Origin of the sequence: Jatrophihabitans sp., from assembly GCA_036399055.1 — a bacterium.
GTDB lineage: Bacteria > Actinomycetota > Actinomycetes > Mycobacteriales > Jatrophihabitantaceae > Jatrophihabitans_A.
The window spans coordinates 255,343-270,751 of the sequence record DASWNX010000029.1; the positions used below are offsets into that span (position 1 = coordinate 255,343).

At 72.9% G+C, this 15,409-nt stretch carries 13 protein-coding genes; 7 read left to right on the forward strand and 6 right to left on the reverse strand.

Annotation, left to right across the window (positions count from 1 at the left end):
- Positions 1 to 140: 140 nt before the first annotated feature.
- Complete coding sequence (locus tag VGB75_12320; GenBank protein ID HEY0167816.1) at positions 141 to 2,657, reverse strand: bifunctional FO biosynthesis protein CofGH; 2,517 nt, start codon at positions 2,655 to 2,657, stop codon at positions 141 to 143.
- 137 nt (positions 2,658 to 2,794) lie between these two features.
- Here VGB75_12320 and VGB75_12325 point away from each other — a divergent pair, with 137 nt between their 5' ends.
- The 6 genes from VGB75_12325 to VGB75_12350 all read left to right on the forward strand — a co-directional run bounded on the left by VGB75_12325 (position 2,795) and on the right by VGB75_12350 (position 7,448).
- Entirely contained in the window at positions 2,795 to 3,430 is a 636-nt protein-coding gene (locus VGB75_12325) for a GPP34 family phosphoprotein (protein HEY0167817.1), read from the forward strand.
- 58 nt (positions 3,431 to 3,488) lie between these two features.
- Positions 3,489 to 4,442: a 2-phospho-L-lactate transferase gene (gene cofD / locus VGB75_12330; protein HEY0167818.1), complete on the forward strand. Its 954-nt coding sequence runs from the start codon at positions 3,489 to 3,491 to the stop codon at positions 4,440 to 4,442.
- The gene (locus VGB75_12335; protein HEY0167819.1) at positions 4,439 to 5,803 is read left to right on the forward strand and encodes a coenzyme F420-0:L-glutamate ligase; all 1,365 of its coding nucleotides are present in this window, start codon (positions 4,439 to 4,441) and stop codon (positions 5,801 to 5,803) included. The genes cofD and VGB75_12335 overlap by 4 nt, the downstream gene beginning before the upstream one ends.
- Positions 5,804 to 5,844: 41 nt before the next feature.
- Positions 5,845 to 6,699 (forward strand): serine hydrolase domain-containing protein, encoded by an 855-nt coding sequence (locus VGB75_12340; GenBank protein HEY0167820.1) that lies wholly within the window; start codon positions 5,845 to 5,847, stop codon positions 6,697 to 6,699.
- A 126-nt stretch (positions 6,700 to 6,825) separates the two neighbouring features.
- Positions 6,826 to 7,068, forward strand: coding sequence for a type II toxin-antitoxin system prevent-host-death family antitoxin (locus VGB75_12345; protein HEY0167821.1), 243 nt, complete (start codon positions 6,826 to 6,828; stop codon positions 7,066 to 7,068).
- Positions 7,065 to 7,448 (forward strand): PIN domain-containing protein, encoded by a 384-nt coding sequence (locus VGB75_12350; GenBank protein ID HEY0167822.1) that lies wholly within the window; start codon positions 7,065 to 7,067, stop codon positions 7,446 to 7,448. The genes VGB75_12345 and VGB75_12350 overlap by 4 nt, the downstream gene beginning before the upstream one ends.
- A 30-nt stretch (positions 7,449 to 7,478) precedes the next feature.
- Here the strand turns inward: VGB75_12350 and helR are convergent, their stop codons facing one another.
- The 5 genes from helR to VGB75_12375 form a co-directional block, all read right to left on the reverse strand.
- Positions 7,479 to 9,722 carry an RNA polymerase recycling motor ATPase HelR gene (helR, locus tag VGB75_12355; GenBank protein HEY0167823.1) on the reverse strand — a complete coding sequence of 748 codons (2,244 nt, stop codon included), beginning with the start codon at positions 9,720 to 9,722 and terminating at the stop codon, positions 7,479 to 7,481.
- Positions 9,723 to 9,917: 195 nt separating this feature from the next.
- A complete protein-coding gene (locus VGB75_12360) occupies positions 9,918 to 10,835 on the reverse strand; it encodes a hypothetical protein (protein ID HEY0167824.1) in 918 nt (305 codons plus the stop codon).
- A 29-nt stretch (positions 10,836 to 10,864) separates the two neighbouring features.
- Positions 10,865 to 11,938: an NDP-sugar synthase gene (locus tag VGB75_12365; GenBank protein HEY0167825.1), complete on the reverse strand. Its 1,074-nt coding sequence runs from the start codon at positions 11,936 to 11,938 to the stop codon at positions 10,865 to 10,867.
- Positions 11,935 to 13,011: a glycosyltransferase family 2 protein gene (locus tag VGB75_12370; protein ID HEY0167826.1), complete on the reverse strand. Its 1,077-nt coding sequence runs from the start codon at positions 13,009 to 13,011 to the stop codon at positions 11,935 to 11,937. The genes VGB75_12365 and VGB75_12370 overlap by 4 nt, the downstream gene beginning before the upstream one ends.
- A complete protein-coding gene (locus VGB75_12375; GenBank protein ID HEY0167827.1) occupies positions 13,008 to 14,153 on the reverse strand; it encodes a glycosyltransferase family 1 protein in 1,146 nt (381 codons plus the stop codon). The genes VGB75_12370 and VGB75_12375 overlap by 4 nt, the downstream gene beginning before the upstream one ends.
- 188 nt (positions 14,154 to 14,341) lie before the next feature.
- Here VGB75_12375 and VGB75_12380 point away from each other — a divergent pair, with 188 nt between their 5' ends.
- Complete coding sequence (locus tag VGB75_12380; GenBank protein ID HEY0167828.1) at positions 14,342 to 15,364, forward strand: lysylphosphatidylglycerol synthase domain-containing protein; 1,023 nt, start codon at positions 14,342 to 14,344, stop codon at positions 15,362 to 15,364.
- The last annotated feature ends 45 nt before the right edge of the window (positions 15,365 to 15,409 follow it).

A 15,409-nucleotide genomic window follows, 5' to 3' on the forward strand; every position in this document is an offset into this window, starting at 1 on the left:
CGACATACTTGGAATTACACTCGTGTCGTTACCCATTAGTCAAGCTGAAGTCTGCTATTCGTCGAGATTGGCACCGTCAATCGCTGGGATCGCCGCCGTCAGTCGCTGAGATCGGTGACGCCGGGGTGGGCCCAAGCGGGCTAGGACGGTTCGGGCAACCGGCCGTAGGAGGTGCGGCGCTGCCTGGCCGGACGCCCGGCCAGCGCCGCGACCGCTTCGAGTTCGGCGACTGAGCGACGCGAGCCGTGCTCTGACCCGGCCATCCGCGAGATGGTCTCCTCCATCAACGTCCCGCCGAGGTCGTTGGCCCCGCCGCGCAGCATCTCGGCCGCGCCGGCCTCGCCGAGCTTGACCCAGCTGGTCTGGATGTTGGCGATCCTGCCGTGCAGCATGATCCGCGCCATCGCGTGCACCGCCTTCACCTCGCGCTGCGAGGCGCCTGCCCGCGCCAGGCCCGCCAGGTAGATCGGCGACTGGTTGTGGACGAAGGGCAACGGCACGAACTCGGTGAACCCGCCGGTCTCGTCCTGCAGCCGGCCGAGCAGCCGCAGGTGCGCCACCCAGTGCCGGGGGTGGTCGACATGGCCGAACATCATCGTCGAGGTGGTCGGGATGCCCAGCCGGTGCGCGGTGGTGATGACCTCGATCCACGCCGAGGTGGGCAGCTTGCCCTTGGTCAGCACCCAGCGCACCTCGTCGTCGAGGATCTCGGCCGCCGTGCCGGGCAGTGAGTCGACGCCGGCCTCCCGCACGCCGATCAGGAACTCCTCGATCGACAGGTTGGCCCGCGAGGCGCCGTTGACGATCTCCATCGGGCTGAAGGCGTGCAGGTGCATCGAGGGCACTGCCCGCTTCACCGCCCGGGCCAGTTCGAAGTAGGCGCTCGCCGGCAACTTGGGGTCGATGCCGCCCTGCATGCAGATCTCGGTGGCGCCGTCGGCGTGCGCCTCGCGCACCCGCTCGAAGATCTCATCAGCTGACAAGGTGTAGGCGTCGGCGTCGCTGGCCCGCTGGGCGAACGCGCAGAACCGGCAGCCGGTGTAGCAGACGTTGGTGAAGTTGATATTGCGGTTGACCACGTAGGTGACGTCCTCGCCCACCGCGTCCCGCCGCAGGTCGTCGGCCAGCGCCGCGACCGCCGCCAGGCCGGCGCCGTCAGCCTGCATCAGGGTCAACGCCTGCTCGTCCGACAGCCCGCCGGGATCGCGCTCGGCGGCCCGTAGCGCCTGCAGCACGTCGGAGTCCAGCGCGCTGGACCCGGGCGAGAAGACCCGGTCGCGCAGGGCGTTCCAGTCGCCGTAGACCTCGTTGAAGTCACTGCGCCGGTCGCCGCTGCGGCCTTCGGTGTCGACCGCGGAGTGCAGATCGACCCGGCCGCTGGACTCCCACGCCGGGTCTGGCTCCTGCCACGGCAGGCCGACCGGGCTCAGCACGCCGCCGTCGGGCAGGGTCCGGGCCAGCCCGGTGCTCGGATCGGACAGCGCCCGGACGTGCGGCAGCACCCGTGGGTCCAGCCACGGCGCCTCGGCCAGCACGTAGGGCGGCTGGGCGGTGAGCCGCTCGACGAGCGCCAGGCCACGCCCGGCCAGCAGGTCGGTGAGCTTGTCGAGCGCGGGCCACGGCCGTTCGGGGTTGACATGGTCTGGCGTCAGCGGCGAGATGCCGCCGAAGTCGTCCACGCCGGCGTCGAGCAGCAGCAGGCACTCGGTCTCATCGACCAGGTTGGGCGGCGCCTGCAGCCGCAGCTTCGGCCCGAGCACCAGCCGTGACACCGCCAGCGTCGCCAGGTACTCCTCCAGGTCCAGGTCCGGGTCATCGCGCATCGCGGTGTCGTCCTTGGCCCGGAAGTTCTGCACGATGACCTCTTGGACCGAGCCGAACTCCCGGGCGCTGGCCCGGATCGCGAACAGCGACTCGGCGCGTTCGGACCGTGTCTCGCCGATGCCCACCAGGATGCCGGTGGTGAAGGCGATGTTGAGCCGGCCGGCGTCGGTCAGCACCCGCAGCCTCAACTCGGGGTCCTTGTCGGGGCTGCCGAAGTGCGGCGCGCCGGGCTCGGTGAACAGCCGCCGGGCGGTGGTCTCCAGCATCATGCCCATGCTCGGGGCCACCGGCTTGAGCCGCTGCAGCTCGTCCCAGCTCATCACGCCCGGGTTGAGGTGCGGCAACAGCCCGGTGCGCTCGAGCACCGCGATCGCGGCCGCCCGGACGTAGTCCAGCGTGGAGTCATAACCCCGCTCGTCCAGCCACTCCCGCGCCTGCGGCCAGCGGTCCTCGGGCCGGTCTCCGAGGGTGAACAGCGCCTCCTTGCAGCCCAGCGCCGCGCCCTGCTCGGCGATCGCCAGCACCTCCTCGATCTCGAGATAGGGGGCCGGCAGCCGGTGCGGCACGGTGGCGAAGGTGCAGTAGTGGCAGCGGTCCCGGCACAGCCGGGTCAGCGGAATGAAGACCTTGCGCGAGTAGGTGATCACGCCGGGACGCCCGGCGGCGACCAGGCCTGCGTCGCGGACCCCCACGGCGATCGCCATCAGCTCACTCAGCTGGGCACCGCGCGTCGACATCAGCACCGCCGCTTCGACGACGTCCAACGCGGCGCCGTCACGGGCTCGTCGAAGCGCCCTTCGGACGGCGGATTCGGATGGCTGCTGCTGGGTCACCCTGTGAGCCTAGCCACCGAGGCCACGGCCGAGGCGCGCGGCGAGCCGGGCACACCGGACACGCCCGCTTCGGGGCGGGATGACCCGCCTAAGCTGGCCGGCGTGCCCAGGTCGCCACGATATGCAGGCAGGTCCCGGTGACCGAGCTGCCCGGCAGCGTCGAGCCACTGGCCCTGGCGGTCTGCCGCCTGGGCCTGGATCCCACCCGCGGCGTCCTGCGCCACCCGCACCAGGTCGGCATCGCCGTCCGGGCGGCGCTGTTCACCGAGCTGGCCGGCGCCGGCCGGCTGGTCGGAATCCACTACCCCGAGGTGATCGGCGAGTCCGACACCGGCGATCCGCTGCCCGACGCCCTGCACCGGGCGGTGGCCGGGCGCCGTCCGACGGCCTGGCGGCGCTGGTACGGCCATGTCGAGGCCGATCGCCGGGCGGCCACCGACGGCCTGGTCGCGGCCGGCCGGTGGCGGCAGGAGGGCCGCCGGCTGGTCGATGAGGACCCGGCCTCGACGGTGCTGCAGCAGCAGCGGGTCGCCGAGCTGCTGCTGGATGCCAAGCAGGCGCCGGACACCCTCGAGCTGACGCTGCTGGTGCTGCTGGCCGGCGGCCACGGCGCCGGCTCGCGGCGGCCCGGGCCCCGGCGCAGCCGGCGGCTGGCCAAGCCCTGGTTGCAGCAGCGGGCCTCCGGGCACGGCGGCGACGCCACGCTGGCGGCGCTGGTGGGCGCCTTCCGCGCGATGCGCCGGGCTGACTCCATTCCGTCGCTGTCCCGCTGACCGTGTCCGGCGGGAGTCCGCTGACTGCGCTCGGCCCTGCATGAAATAGGTTCCTCGGGTGCGCATCACGGTGTTGGCAGGCGGAGTCGGCGGAGCCAGGTTCCTGCAGGGCGTTCGGGCCTACGCGGCCGGGCTGCCCGGCTCGGAGATCACCGCGATCATCAACACCGGTGACGACGTGACCATGCACGGCCTGCGGATCTGCCCCGACCTCGACAGCGTGATGTACACCCTGGCCGGCGCGGTGGACACCGAGCGGGGCTGGGGCCGCGAGGGCGAGAGCTGGCGGATCATGGACGAGCTGACCGAGTACGGCGCCGAGCCGACCTGGTTCAGCCTCGGCGACCTCGACATCGCCACCCACCTGGTCCGCACCCAGATGCTGGCCGCCGGGTACCCGCTCTCCGACGTCACCGCGGCGCTGTGCCAGCGCTGGCAGACCGGCGTCCGCATGTTGCCGATGACCGACGAGCGCTGCGAGACGCACGTGGTGATAGCCGATCACGGCAGCCGCCGGGCCATCCACTTCCAGGAGTGGTGGGTCCGGCACCGGGCCGGCATCCCGGCGCTGGAGTTCGTCCAGGTCGGCCTGGAGTCGGCCAGGCCGGCGGCCGGCGTGGTGGCGGCCATCGAGGAGGCCGACCTGGTGCTGATCGCGCCGTCGAACCCGGTGGTCTCGATCAACACCATCCTCAACGTGCCCGGCATCGGCCAGGCCCTGCGCGGCGGGCCGGCCCCGGTGGTCGGGCTGTCACCGATCATCGGCGACGCGCCGGTCCGGGGGATGGCCGACGCCTGCCTGCCGGTGCTGGGCGTGCAGACCTCGGCGGCCGGCGTGGCCGGGCTGTACGGCGCCCGGTCGGCCGGCGGCGTGCTCGACGGCTGGCTCATCCACACCGGCGACACCGCCGAGCTGCCCGGCATCGCGGTGCTGGCGCGGGACCTGTTGATGACCAGTGCCGAGGCGACCGCCGCGATGGTCGCCGACGCGGTGCGCTTGGCGGGCCGGTGAGCGCAGTGCCGGGCATCGAGCTGCTCGCGGTCCAGGGCATGCCCGAGCTGCGCCCGGGCGATGACCTGGCCGCCGAGATCACCCGGTGCGCGCCGTGGCTGGCCGACGGCGACATCCTGGTGGTGACGTCGAAGGCGGTGTCCAAGGTCGAGGGCCGGCTGATCAGCACCTCCGGAAACCCCGACGAGCGTGAGGCGGCCCGGCAGCAGGCGATCACCGACGAGACGGTGCGGGTGATCGCCCGCCGGGGACCGCTGCGGATCGCCGAGACCCGGCACGGCCTGGTGATGGCCGCCGCGGGGGTGGACGCCTCCAACGTCGCCGACGGCCAGATCGCGCTGCTGCCGCTGGACCCGGACGGCTCGGCCCGCCGGCTGCGCGACGCCCTGGCCGAGCGCGCTGGGGTGCGGGTCGCGGTGATCATCTCCGACTCGATGGGCCGGCCCTGGCGCCACGGCATCACCGACGTGGCGATCGGGGTGGCGGGGCTGAGCGCGGTCCGCGACGAGCGCGGCGAGCGGGACCGGCACGGCAACCTGCTCGAGGTCACCGAGGTCGCGGTGGCCGACGAGCTGGCCGCCGCCGCGGACCTGGTGAAGGGCAAGCTGTCCGACATCCCGGTCGCGGTGGTGCGCGGGCTGGCCTACTCCGACGACGGCCGCGGCTCCAGCACGCTGATCCGCGGCGCCGACGGCGACCTGTTCCGGATGGGCACCGCCGAGGCGCTGGCGCTGGGCCGCGCCCAGGCCGCCGCTCCCGCCGACGGCGACTCCGACGGCGACTCGCCCCGTCCGGACGTCTCGGGCCTGCACGCCGACGTGCTGGCCACCCTGGCGTCGATGCCGCTGGACCCGGCCGACGGCACCGGCCAGTCCGCGATCCGAGAAGGCTTCTACGGGCTGCTCGCGGCCCGTCCGGACGCCACCCGACTGGCCTGCGTGCCCGGTCACGTCACCGCCAGCACGCTGCTGCTGGACTCCGAAGGCCGCCGGGTGCTGCTCACCCTGCACCCGCGAGTCGGCGCCTGGGTGCAGCTCGGCGGGCACATCGAGGACACCGACTCCTCGCTGCTGGCCGCCGCGGCCCGCGAGGCGGCCGAGGAGAGCGGCATGACAGGCCTGGTGCTGGACCCGCTGCCGGTCAACCTGGACGTGCACGCGCTCACCTGCGCGCTCGGGCTGCCCACCCGGCACTACGACGTCCAGTTCGTCGGCCGGGCTCCGGCCGGCGCCGAGCCGGTGATCAGCTCCGAGTCCGATGACCTGCGCTGGTTTGAGGTCGACGATCTGCCGGCCGGCGTCTCACCGGAGTTGCCGATTCTTATCGGCCGGGCCGTCCAACGGGTGGCGGGCAACCGATGACCGAACCACCGATGGCCCGACCGCCGACGACTGGACACTCGATGGACCCCTTGCGACAGGTGTCGGACTGGCCGGTGCCCCACGCCGCGGCCGCGGTGCTCGGCCCGGCCGGCGTGCTGGCTGTCGTGGGCGACACCTCGATGCCGTTTCCGCTGGCCTCGGTGACCAAGCCGCTGGCCGCGCTGGGCGCCCTGGTCGCCGTCGAGGAGGGCGCCATCGAGCTCGACCGACCGGTGGTGGAGTACGCCGCCGAGCGACTGGGCGACGAGCTGGCCGCCGAACTGGGGTCGATGACCCTGCGGCACCTGCTCTCCCACGCCTCCGGGCTGGCCCCGGACCGCCGTAAGCGCGGGGCCGACGTCGGCGCCAAGCGGATCTACTCCAACGTCGGCTTCGACCTGGTCGGCGAGCTGGTCGCCGACGCCACCGGCATCGACTTCGCCGACTACCTCGCCGAAGCGGTGTTCGCGCCGCTGCGGATGAGCACCGCCTCACTGGCCGGCTCACCGGCCTTCGCGGGCACCGCCTCGGTGGCCGACCTGCAGGCCGTGATCGGCGAGCTGCTGAGCCCCAGCGGCCTGTTGCACCCCGACACCCTGGCCGACGCCCGCAGCGTGCAGTTCCCCGGCATCCTCGGGGTGCTGCCCGGCTACGGCGGCCAGCGCCCGAACGACTGGGGGCTGGGCTTTGAGATCCGCGGCCAGAAGGACCCGCACTGGACCTCGCCACGTAACTCCCCCGCCACCTACGGCCATTTCGGCCGCAGCGGCACGATGTTCTGGATCGACCCGCAGGCCCAGCTGGGCCTGGTGGCCCTGGCCGACAAGGGCTTCGGCCCGTGGGCGATCAGGGCCTGGCCGCAGCTGGCCGAGGCGGTGCTCGACAGCTACAGCTGAGAACCTCGTCGGCATAGTGCGGCCTGAATCCGCGGTTTCCGGCCTGGTAACCGCGGATTCAGGCCGCACAAAGGGAGTCGGACATCCAAGCCGACATCTTGGTAGCACATGTGCTAGCGTGAATCTATGATGACGGGTTTGCGGGAGCTGCGCCAACAGGCCAGTGAGCTGGTTCGGCAGGCTGAAGCCGGTGAGACGATCACGGTGACGGTCTCGGGCCGCGAGGTGGCTGAGTTGGGACCGGTGCGCCGAAACCGCTGGCGGCGGGGCACGGACATCGCCGACGTGTTCCGCGGGGCGCCCGACGAGGACTGGGCGCGGGACCGGGACGCGGTCGACGGCAGCGTGGTCGACCCGTTCAGCCGATGAGGGTCGTGCTGGACACCAGCGTGTTGCTGGGCCCCGACCCCGGTCCGATCGAGGCAGACGTCGCCATCTGCGCGGTGTCGCTTGCCGAGCTTCATTTCGGCGTCCTCGTCGCGGCCTCGCCGACGGTGCGGGCTGAGCGACTCCGTCGGTTGGGCGTCATCGAGAAGACCTTCGACGCGCTGCCGGTCGATGACGCCGTCGCACGTGAGTACGGCCGATTGGCCGCGGCGGTGGCAGCGGCCGGCCGGCAACCGAGAGCCCGCGTCGCCGATCTGCTCATCGCCGCGACCGCCGCCGCGCACCAGGCGACGTTGTGGACCCGCAACCCGAGCGACCTGGCAGGGCTTGAGGGCCTCGTCGACATCCACCAATCGGCTTGAGCACTGACGTCAGACCGCCAGGGCCACAGGTCAGGAGCTGGTGAGCAGAACGAGTCGCTGGGTCGCCCGGGTCATCGCCACATAGCGGTCGACGGCGCCTTCGATGCCACTGGTGACGCCGTCGAACGGCCCGCCGCCTGAGAGCTCGCCGGCCGGCTCCGTGCCGAAGGTGTCTGGGTCGATGAGGACGACCAGGTCGAACTCGAGCCCCTTTGATAGCAGCGGGGTCAGCGACCGGACCCGCGGCCTGTCCTGCAGCACTGCCCGGAACGCGGAGTCTTCGAGGTCACCGGCGCCGATGACGCAGGCGATGCCGTCGGCGTGCTCGGCCAGCCAGCCGTCCAGGATCGAACCCAGCTCGGAGACCGATCCATGTACGACGGGCACCCCGGTGCTGCGGATGGAGGTCGGCACGTTGGCGTCCGGGAGCACGGCCCGGATGACTGGCTCGGCCTCGGCCATCACCTCTTCCGGCGTCCGGTAGTTGATGCTGAGCGTCGCCAGCTTGATCTGGTCGAACCCGATCCGCTCCAGCCGCTCCTGCCACGACTCGGCGAACCCGTGCCGGGCCTGGGCGCGGTCGCCGACGACGGTGAAGCTCCGGGACGGGCAGCGCAGCAGCAGCATCTGCCACTCGGCGTCGGTCAGCTCCTGCGCCTCGTCGACGATGACGTGCGCGAAGGGACCGGCGAGCAGGTCCGGGTCGGCCTTGGGCAACCCGTCCTGGTCGATCAGGGCGTCCCGCAGGTCCTGGTGGCGCAGGGTGGTCATCAGGAGCAGCTCGGAGTCGTCGGCCGCGATGAGGTCATCGATCACCCGGGACATCGTCTGCCGCTGGGCAGCGATCTCGGCTTGCCGTCGCCGGGAGCGCCGGGCCGTCTCCGGATCGCCGAGCCGCTGCCGGGCAGCGTCCAGCAGCGGCAGGTCCGACACCGTCCAGGCCCGGGCATCTTTGCGCTGCAGCGCAAGCACATCGTCGCGGCTCAGCCAGGCAGCGCAGGCGCGCAGGTAGGCGGGCACCGACCACAGGTCAGCGACCAGGTCGGCCGCGTCGATCAGCGGCCACGCGCGGTTGAAGGCAGTCAGCAGCTCCCGGTTGCGCAGCAGCGACCTGCGCAGCTGCTCCTCCGGGACGTCCTCGTGCTTGTCCACCAGGATTGTGAGGAGCTCTCCGAAGACCTGCTCACGCGCCTCGTTGTGCGCGGTTCCGGGCTCAGCCGCCTCAAACGCCTCCGCCCAGTCGTCGGGTGTCAGCCGGACGTCGGCCCAGTCGGTCTCCACCGTCAGCGGTGTGGTCGGCGGCTCCTCGTAGAACCGGACGGCCGCCTCGATCGCCGTCACCAGTCCCGCCGAGGACTTCAGGCGCGCCACCTCCGGATCGGTCTCGATCACCGCCCTCGCGCCCTCGGCGACCAGATCGCGCAGGGTGCACAGCTGCACGCCCTCCTCGCCGAGGCTGGGTAGGACGTCGGCGACGTAGTCCAGGTAGGGCTGGTGCGGGCCGACGATCAGCACCCCGCCGGTGTGGTGACCGCCCTGGGAACGCAGCCGGGGGTCGGAGTAGAGCAGGTAGGCGGCGCGGTGCAGCGCGACGACGGTCTTACCGGTGCCCGGCCCGCCGTCGACGACCAGGGCGCCGGCCGAACCCGCGCGGATGATGGCGTCCTGATCGGCCTGGATGGTGGCGAGCACGTCCCGCATCCGGGGCGACCGGCTGCTGCCCAGGCTGGCGAGAAAGGCCGATTGGTCATCGAGCGCGGCGTGGCCTGCCGTCCCGGCCATCCCGTCGGCGGTGAACACCTCGTCCCAGTAGTCGCTGATCCGCCCCGCGCTCCAGCGATACCTGCGGCGGCTGGCCAGGCCCATCGGGTGGGCGTGAGTGGCGCCGAAGAACGGCTCGGCCGCGGCGGAGCGCCAGTCGAGCAGCAGCCGGCGGCCCTCGCTGTCGGTGAGGCCGAGCCGTCCGATGTACAGCGGCTCGGGGTCGTCCGCTCTGACGATGCGCCCGAGGCACAGGTCCACGCCGAAGCGGCGCAGGGCGCGCAGCCGAGCGGTCAGCCGATGGATCTCCAGGTCCCGGTCCAGAGCGTGCTGGCCGCTGCCGCCGGGCGCCTTGCGCTCGGCGTCGAGGCGGTCGGACAGGTCGGCGATCGCCTGCTCAAGGCTGCGCGCGAGGGCCGCGAAGTGCCGCTCGTCCCCGGCGATCAAACTCGGGTCGGCCTTGGCCGCGAGGTGGTGGGGAAGGTCGAACGCGCTGGCAGTCAGGGGGTTCACGCTCTGAGCTCCGATCTGAGGCCGGGGACGAGCCTGGGTGTCTGGGTGTCCGGTGTCCGGTGTCTGGCCCCGGCCGGCGATTCTGCGCCGCCACCCGGGGCTTGCCGCAAGCCCCCGGGTGCGCTATATGTTGAAAGTGGCAAGGGGTGCCAGACCCCGTTGCCCCCAGATCCGTCTCACTCGGATCCGTCTTCCTCAGATGCGGGACATGTCCTGCGGGCTGAACCGCGGGCCGTACTTGGGCGGCGTCAGGCCGCTGAGCAGGATCAGCCGGATCACCCGGGCCCGCTGCCCGGCCCACGGCCTGAGCAGCTCCAGCATCGTCGCGTCGTCGGTGCGCGGCGCGCCGGTCAGGGCGAAACCCACAATGTTGGAAAGGTGAAAGTCCCCGACGCTGACCGCGTCCGGATCGCCGAGAGCCCGCACCGTCGTCTCGGCGACGGTCCACGGCCCGACGCCGGGCACCAGCGCCAGCCGCTGGCGCGCGGCGGCCAATCCCTGGCCGGCAGCCAGCTCCACGCACTCCTCCAGCCGGTTTGCCACCGTCGCCGCGGCCCGGACCGCCCGGTAGCGCTTGGCGTCCACCCCGAACCGGTGCCAGTCCCAGCTGGGCACCTCCAGCAGCCGGGCCGGCTCGGCCGGCAGCCACAGCCGCGGTTCGGCCGGTCCCGGCGCCGGCTCGCCGTAGGCGTAGGTCAGCAGCCGCCAGGCGCGAAACGCCTCCCGGCCGGTGACCCGCTGCTCCAGGCAGGCCGGCACCAGCGAGTCCAGCACCCGGCCGGTCCTCATCAGCCGCACGCCGGGCCGGTCGCGCCGGGCCCGCCGCAGCACCGGATGGCCGCTGACGTCGAGCTCGGACCAGTCATCGCCGGCGCCGAGCAGGTCGGGCGTCGCGGCCAGCAGCCAGTCCGCGCCGGGCCCCCAGGCGCGGGCGTGCAGTTGCCCGCCTCCGGCGCTGATCGCGAGGGTGCCGGGGCCTTGCGGGGTGCGGCAGGCCCACCAGAACGTCCCGTCGACGAACCGGGCGACCGGGTCGCCGGCGCCGTGGCACAGCGGTCGCAGCGTGCGGGCGAGGTCGACCGGCGCCGGCGGCTGCCAGCGGAGTTCGACCATGCCCACACTGCTCATCGCATGCCCGTCGGTCAGCTGTCGGCCGAGAATCGCACGCTGCCGTCGGCAAGCTGGACGTCGGGCCAGACCCGCGCCCCGGACAGCAACTCCACGCGGGCGCCGATCACCGCCCGGTCCCCGATCACCACCGTGTCCAGCACGGCGCCGGCGCCGATGACCGCGTTGCGGCCGACGATGCTGGCACGCACCGAGGCGCCGGCCGCCACTCGCACGCCGTCGAAGAGCACCGAGCCGTCGATCACCGCGCCCGGCTCGATCACGCAGTTCCGGCCGACCGTGCAGCCGCCGGTCAGGATCGCGCCGTCGGCGACCTTCGCCTCCGGCAGCACCAGAGACTCACCGGTGGGCCCCGGCAGCGCCTCGGTGGGCGCGATTCCCCTTACCAGGTCGGCAGATCCGGCCACGAAGTCGGCCGGCTTGCCCAGGTCGCGCCAGTAGCTGGTGTCCAGGTAGCCGGTCACCAGGGCGCCGTCGGCGAGCAGGCCCGGAAAGGTCTCGAGCTCCACCGAGACCGGGCGTCCGGACGGGATCGACTCGACGACCGCGCGGGAGAACACGTAGGTCCCGGCGTTGATCTGGTCGGTGACCGGGTTCGGGTCCTTCTCCAGGAAGGCGGTCACCCGGCCGTCGGCGTCGGTCGGCACGCAGCCGAAGGCACGCGGGTCCGGCACGGTGGTCAGGTGCAGGGTGACGTCGGCGGACGTGCGGCGGTGCTGGTCGAGCAGGCCGGTCAGGTCGCAGCCGGTCAGGATGTCACCGTTGAAGATCATCGCGGTGTCCCCGCGCAGCAGGTGCGCGACGTTGCCGATCGCGCCGCCGGTGCCCAGCGGCTCGGTCTCCACCACGTACTCCAACTCCAGGCCCAGCGCCGCGCCGTCGCCGAAGTGCTCGGAGAACACCTCGGCCTGGTAGCTGGTTCCCAGGATGACGTGGGAGATTCCGGCGGCCTTGATCCGCGACAGCAGGTGGGTCAGGAAGGGCACGCCGGCCGTCGGCAGCATCGGCTTGGGCGCCGACAACGTCAACGGCCGCAGCCGGGTGCCCTTGCCGCCCACCAGCACTATCGCCTCGACCGATGCAGTCATCCGGCTTTCCCCTTATCAGCGTTGTCCATGCGGTTGGAGTCCTCTGGTAGGCGGCGCTGCTTGCCGTGCGGTCGGGCGCCGGCGCTGACGCCGCCGATGCGTAGTGACAATTGTTCCCGAACCGCCAGCCCGAGGCGTACCACCAGCCGCAACGGCAGCCAGCGCAGTCCCGGGTAGTGCCGGCTGAAATACAGCCAGGCGCTGTGATGGTGGGCCGAGGTCATCGCCGAGGCGTGCCGCGAGGTGGCGTGCGATCCGGTGTGGGTCACCGCCGCCGCGGGGACGTAGACGTTCAGCCAACCGGTGGCGGCCAGCCGCTCCCCCAGGTCCACGTCCTCGAAGTACATGAAGTACGCCGGGTCAAAGCCACCGACGGACTCGAAGGCCTGCCTGCGCAGCAGCAAGCATGACCCTGACAACCAGTCGGCGGTCCGCTCGGTCGGTTCTGAGTTCTCCCGACGGTAGGCGGCGCTCCAGGGATTGCTCGGCCACCACCAGCCGCACACGGCGTGCCCGATGCCCCGTCCGAGGGTGGGCAGCGCCCGGGCCGAGGGGTAGACCTGGCCGTCGGGCTGGCGGATCAGCGGGCCGAGCGAGCCGGCTCGGGGCCAGCGCTCGGTCGCGGCCAGCAGCTCGTCGAGCGAGCCCGGCTCCCACACCACGTCCGGGTTGGCCACCACCACCCAGTCGGCGCTGGTCGCCGCGACGCCGGCGTTGGCGGCCCGGCCGTAACCGACGTTGCCGCCGGTGCTGATCAGCCTGACCCCGGCGCGCCGCGCGGCTGCCTCGGGCGCCCCGTCGCTGGAGCCGTTGTCGGCCAGCAGCACCTCGACCTCGCGGTCGGTGGCCTGCTCCAGGCTGTCCAGAAAGCCGGTGAGCGAGCTGCCCGGCGAGAAGGTGACCGCGACGACCGCGACGGTGTCCTTGGCGGCGGCCTCCCCCGACCCGGCGCCGGCCGGCTCGGCGTCCGTCCGCTCGTCGCCGGTCGAACGCTCGTCGCCGGTCGAACGCTCGTCGTCGGTCGAGCGCTCGTCGCCGGTCGAGCGCTCGTTGTCGAACGCGGTGCCGGTCAACGCCTGCCTTCCAGCCCGCAACGCCGCAACGCGTCCTCATAAGCCCGCAGGTGGGCCTGGGCGCAGGCGGCCCAGCTGAACCCCGCCGCCCGGGCCAGGCCGGCCTGCCCCAGCTGCTCGCGCAGTCCCGGGTCGGCCAGCAGCCATCCGAGAGCGTCGGCGATGGAGGCGTCGTCGGGCTCGGTGTAGGCCACCGCCTCGCCGCCCACCTCGGGCAGCGCCAGCCGCCGGGTGGTCAGCACCGCCGCGCCGCAGGCCATCGCCTCCAGCACCGGCAGGCCGAAGCCCTCGCCGAGACTCGGATAGGCCACCACGGCGGCCGCGCCGAGCAGGCCGGGCAGCTCGGCCAGCGGCAGGTAGCCCGGACGCAGCAGCCGAAGGTGCGCCGGCGCCGCCGCCGCTGCGGCGTCGACCTCGCTGTCCCAACCGGCCCCGCCGGCCAGCACCAGGGCCGGTGGCCGCCCGTCGATCCGGGCGCAGGCCGACACCCAGCCCCGGATCAACGCCGGGACGTTCTTGCGGGGTTCCAGGGTGCCGAGGAAGGCGACGAACTCCTCGTCCGGCTCCAGGCCGGCGGCGGCTCGGGCCCGGGCCTTGGCCTCGGCGTCCGGCGGCGTGAACAGCGCCGTGTCCACGCCCAGGTGGGCGACCTGCACCCGGTCGGGCTCAAGGCCCAGCCGGCGGTGCAGCTCGTCGGCGGTGGCCTGGGCCGGCACGATGCAGACGTCGGCCCGGCGCACCGCCAGCCGGGTCGCGGCACGGAAGAACGGGCCCTTGGACCGGGTGTGCCACTGCGGGTCGGAGAAGAAAGTGCCGTCGTGCACGGTCACCGCCAGCGGGCCCCGCCAGCGCAGTGGATGGGTGTAGTGCGGTGAGTGCAGGATGTCGGGCGCGACCCGGGCGGCCACCGCGGGCAACCCGACCTGCTCCCAGGCCAGCCGGGCGGCCCGGCCGGCCGGCACCGCCACGTCCGGCACGCAGCCGACGCCCAAGTCCTCAAAGTGTTCCCGGTCGCGAGCCTGGGCCACGGCTGTCACCTCTACACCGGCCGCCGCCAGTGCGGGCAGCACATTGTCGAGGTAACGCCCGACCCCGCGCAGTTCGGCGGGGATGGCCGTGGCGTCGACAAGCACACGCAGCACGGCAGGACTCCAGACCGGGATAGGGACCGGGGAAAGACCGATCGTAGCGAACCACGCCTTCAGGCCCGGCCGCGCCGAGCGGGACCGCGGCGGCCTGCCGGATCGATATGACCCACCTCGCCCCCGGCTGCGCCGCGCCGCCCGTGGCTGGCCGTCGGGCGTCCTGCCAGGCACTAAGCTCGATGTCCGTGCCGGTATCCGACAGCGACGCGCCAACGGCCTCGCCAGCGGCGGACCGTCCGGCCCGATCTCGGCTGAGCGTGCTGCTCAAGGCCGGCGGCCTGGTGATCGCGGCTCTGGCGGTCGGGCTGTGCGTGCTGACCCTGGCCCGGGAGTGGAGCGGCATCTCCGACGCCCTCGGCGACGCCCGGCCGGGCTGGCTGCTGTTGGCCCTGCTGGCGGCCGCGGCGGCGATGACCGGCCTGGGACTGCTGTGGTGGCGCTGCCTGCAGGTGTTCGGCGCCGCCACCCGCCGCCGGGACGCGGTGTCCTGGTACTTCGGCGGCGAGCTGGGCAAGTACGTCCCCGGCGGCGTCTGGCCGGTGCTGGGCCGCGGTGAGCTGGCCTCGCGGGCCGGCGTCGCGCGCTCGACCGGCTACGTGACTACGCTGATCTCCTACGCCGCGATGTGCGTGGCCGCCGCCGTGGTGTGCGGGGTGCTCGCGCCGTTCGTGGCAGCCGACGGCGACGGTCTGAGCTGGGGCTGGCTGATGCTGGCGCTCATCCCGCTCGGGGTCGGCGCGCTGCATCCGGCGGTGCTGGGGCGGCTGCTGGCGGTGGGCGCGAAGCTGACCCGCGGCCGGGTGAGCATCGAGCCGCGACCGTGGCGGGTGATGCTGGGCCTGACCTGCTGGTCGATCGTGACCTGGCTGCTGGTGGGCGCGGTGTCGGTGTGGGTCGCCGAGGCGCTGGGCTACTCCCAGCAGCCGGCTCGGGTAGCGTTCGCCGCGGTGGCGGCCTGGATCATCGGCTTTCTGGCCATTCCGGTGCCGGCCGGGGCGGGGCTGCGCGAGCTGGTGTTCCTGGCGATCAGCGGCCTGGACAACGGGCCCGCGGTCGCGGTGGCAGCCATCGCCCGGCTGCTGTTCATCGCCGTCGACGCCGGCGGCGGGCTGCTCGGGCTGTGGGCTGCGCGCCGGGCCGGGGTGGCTGTGAGCGCACGCGCGGGCGCCGGCGACGGCACGCCGACTGACAGCGCATTGACCAACTGACAACGCATTGACCAACTGACAGCGCATTGACGAACGGGAGCATGC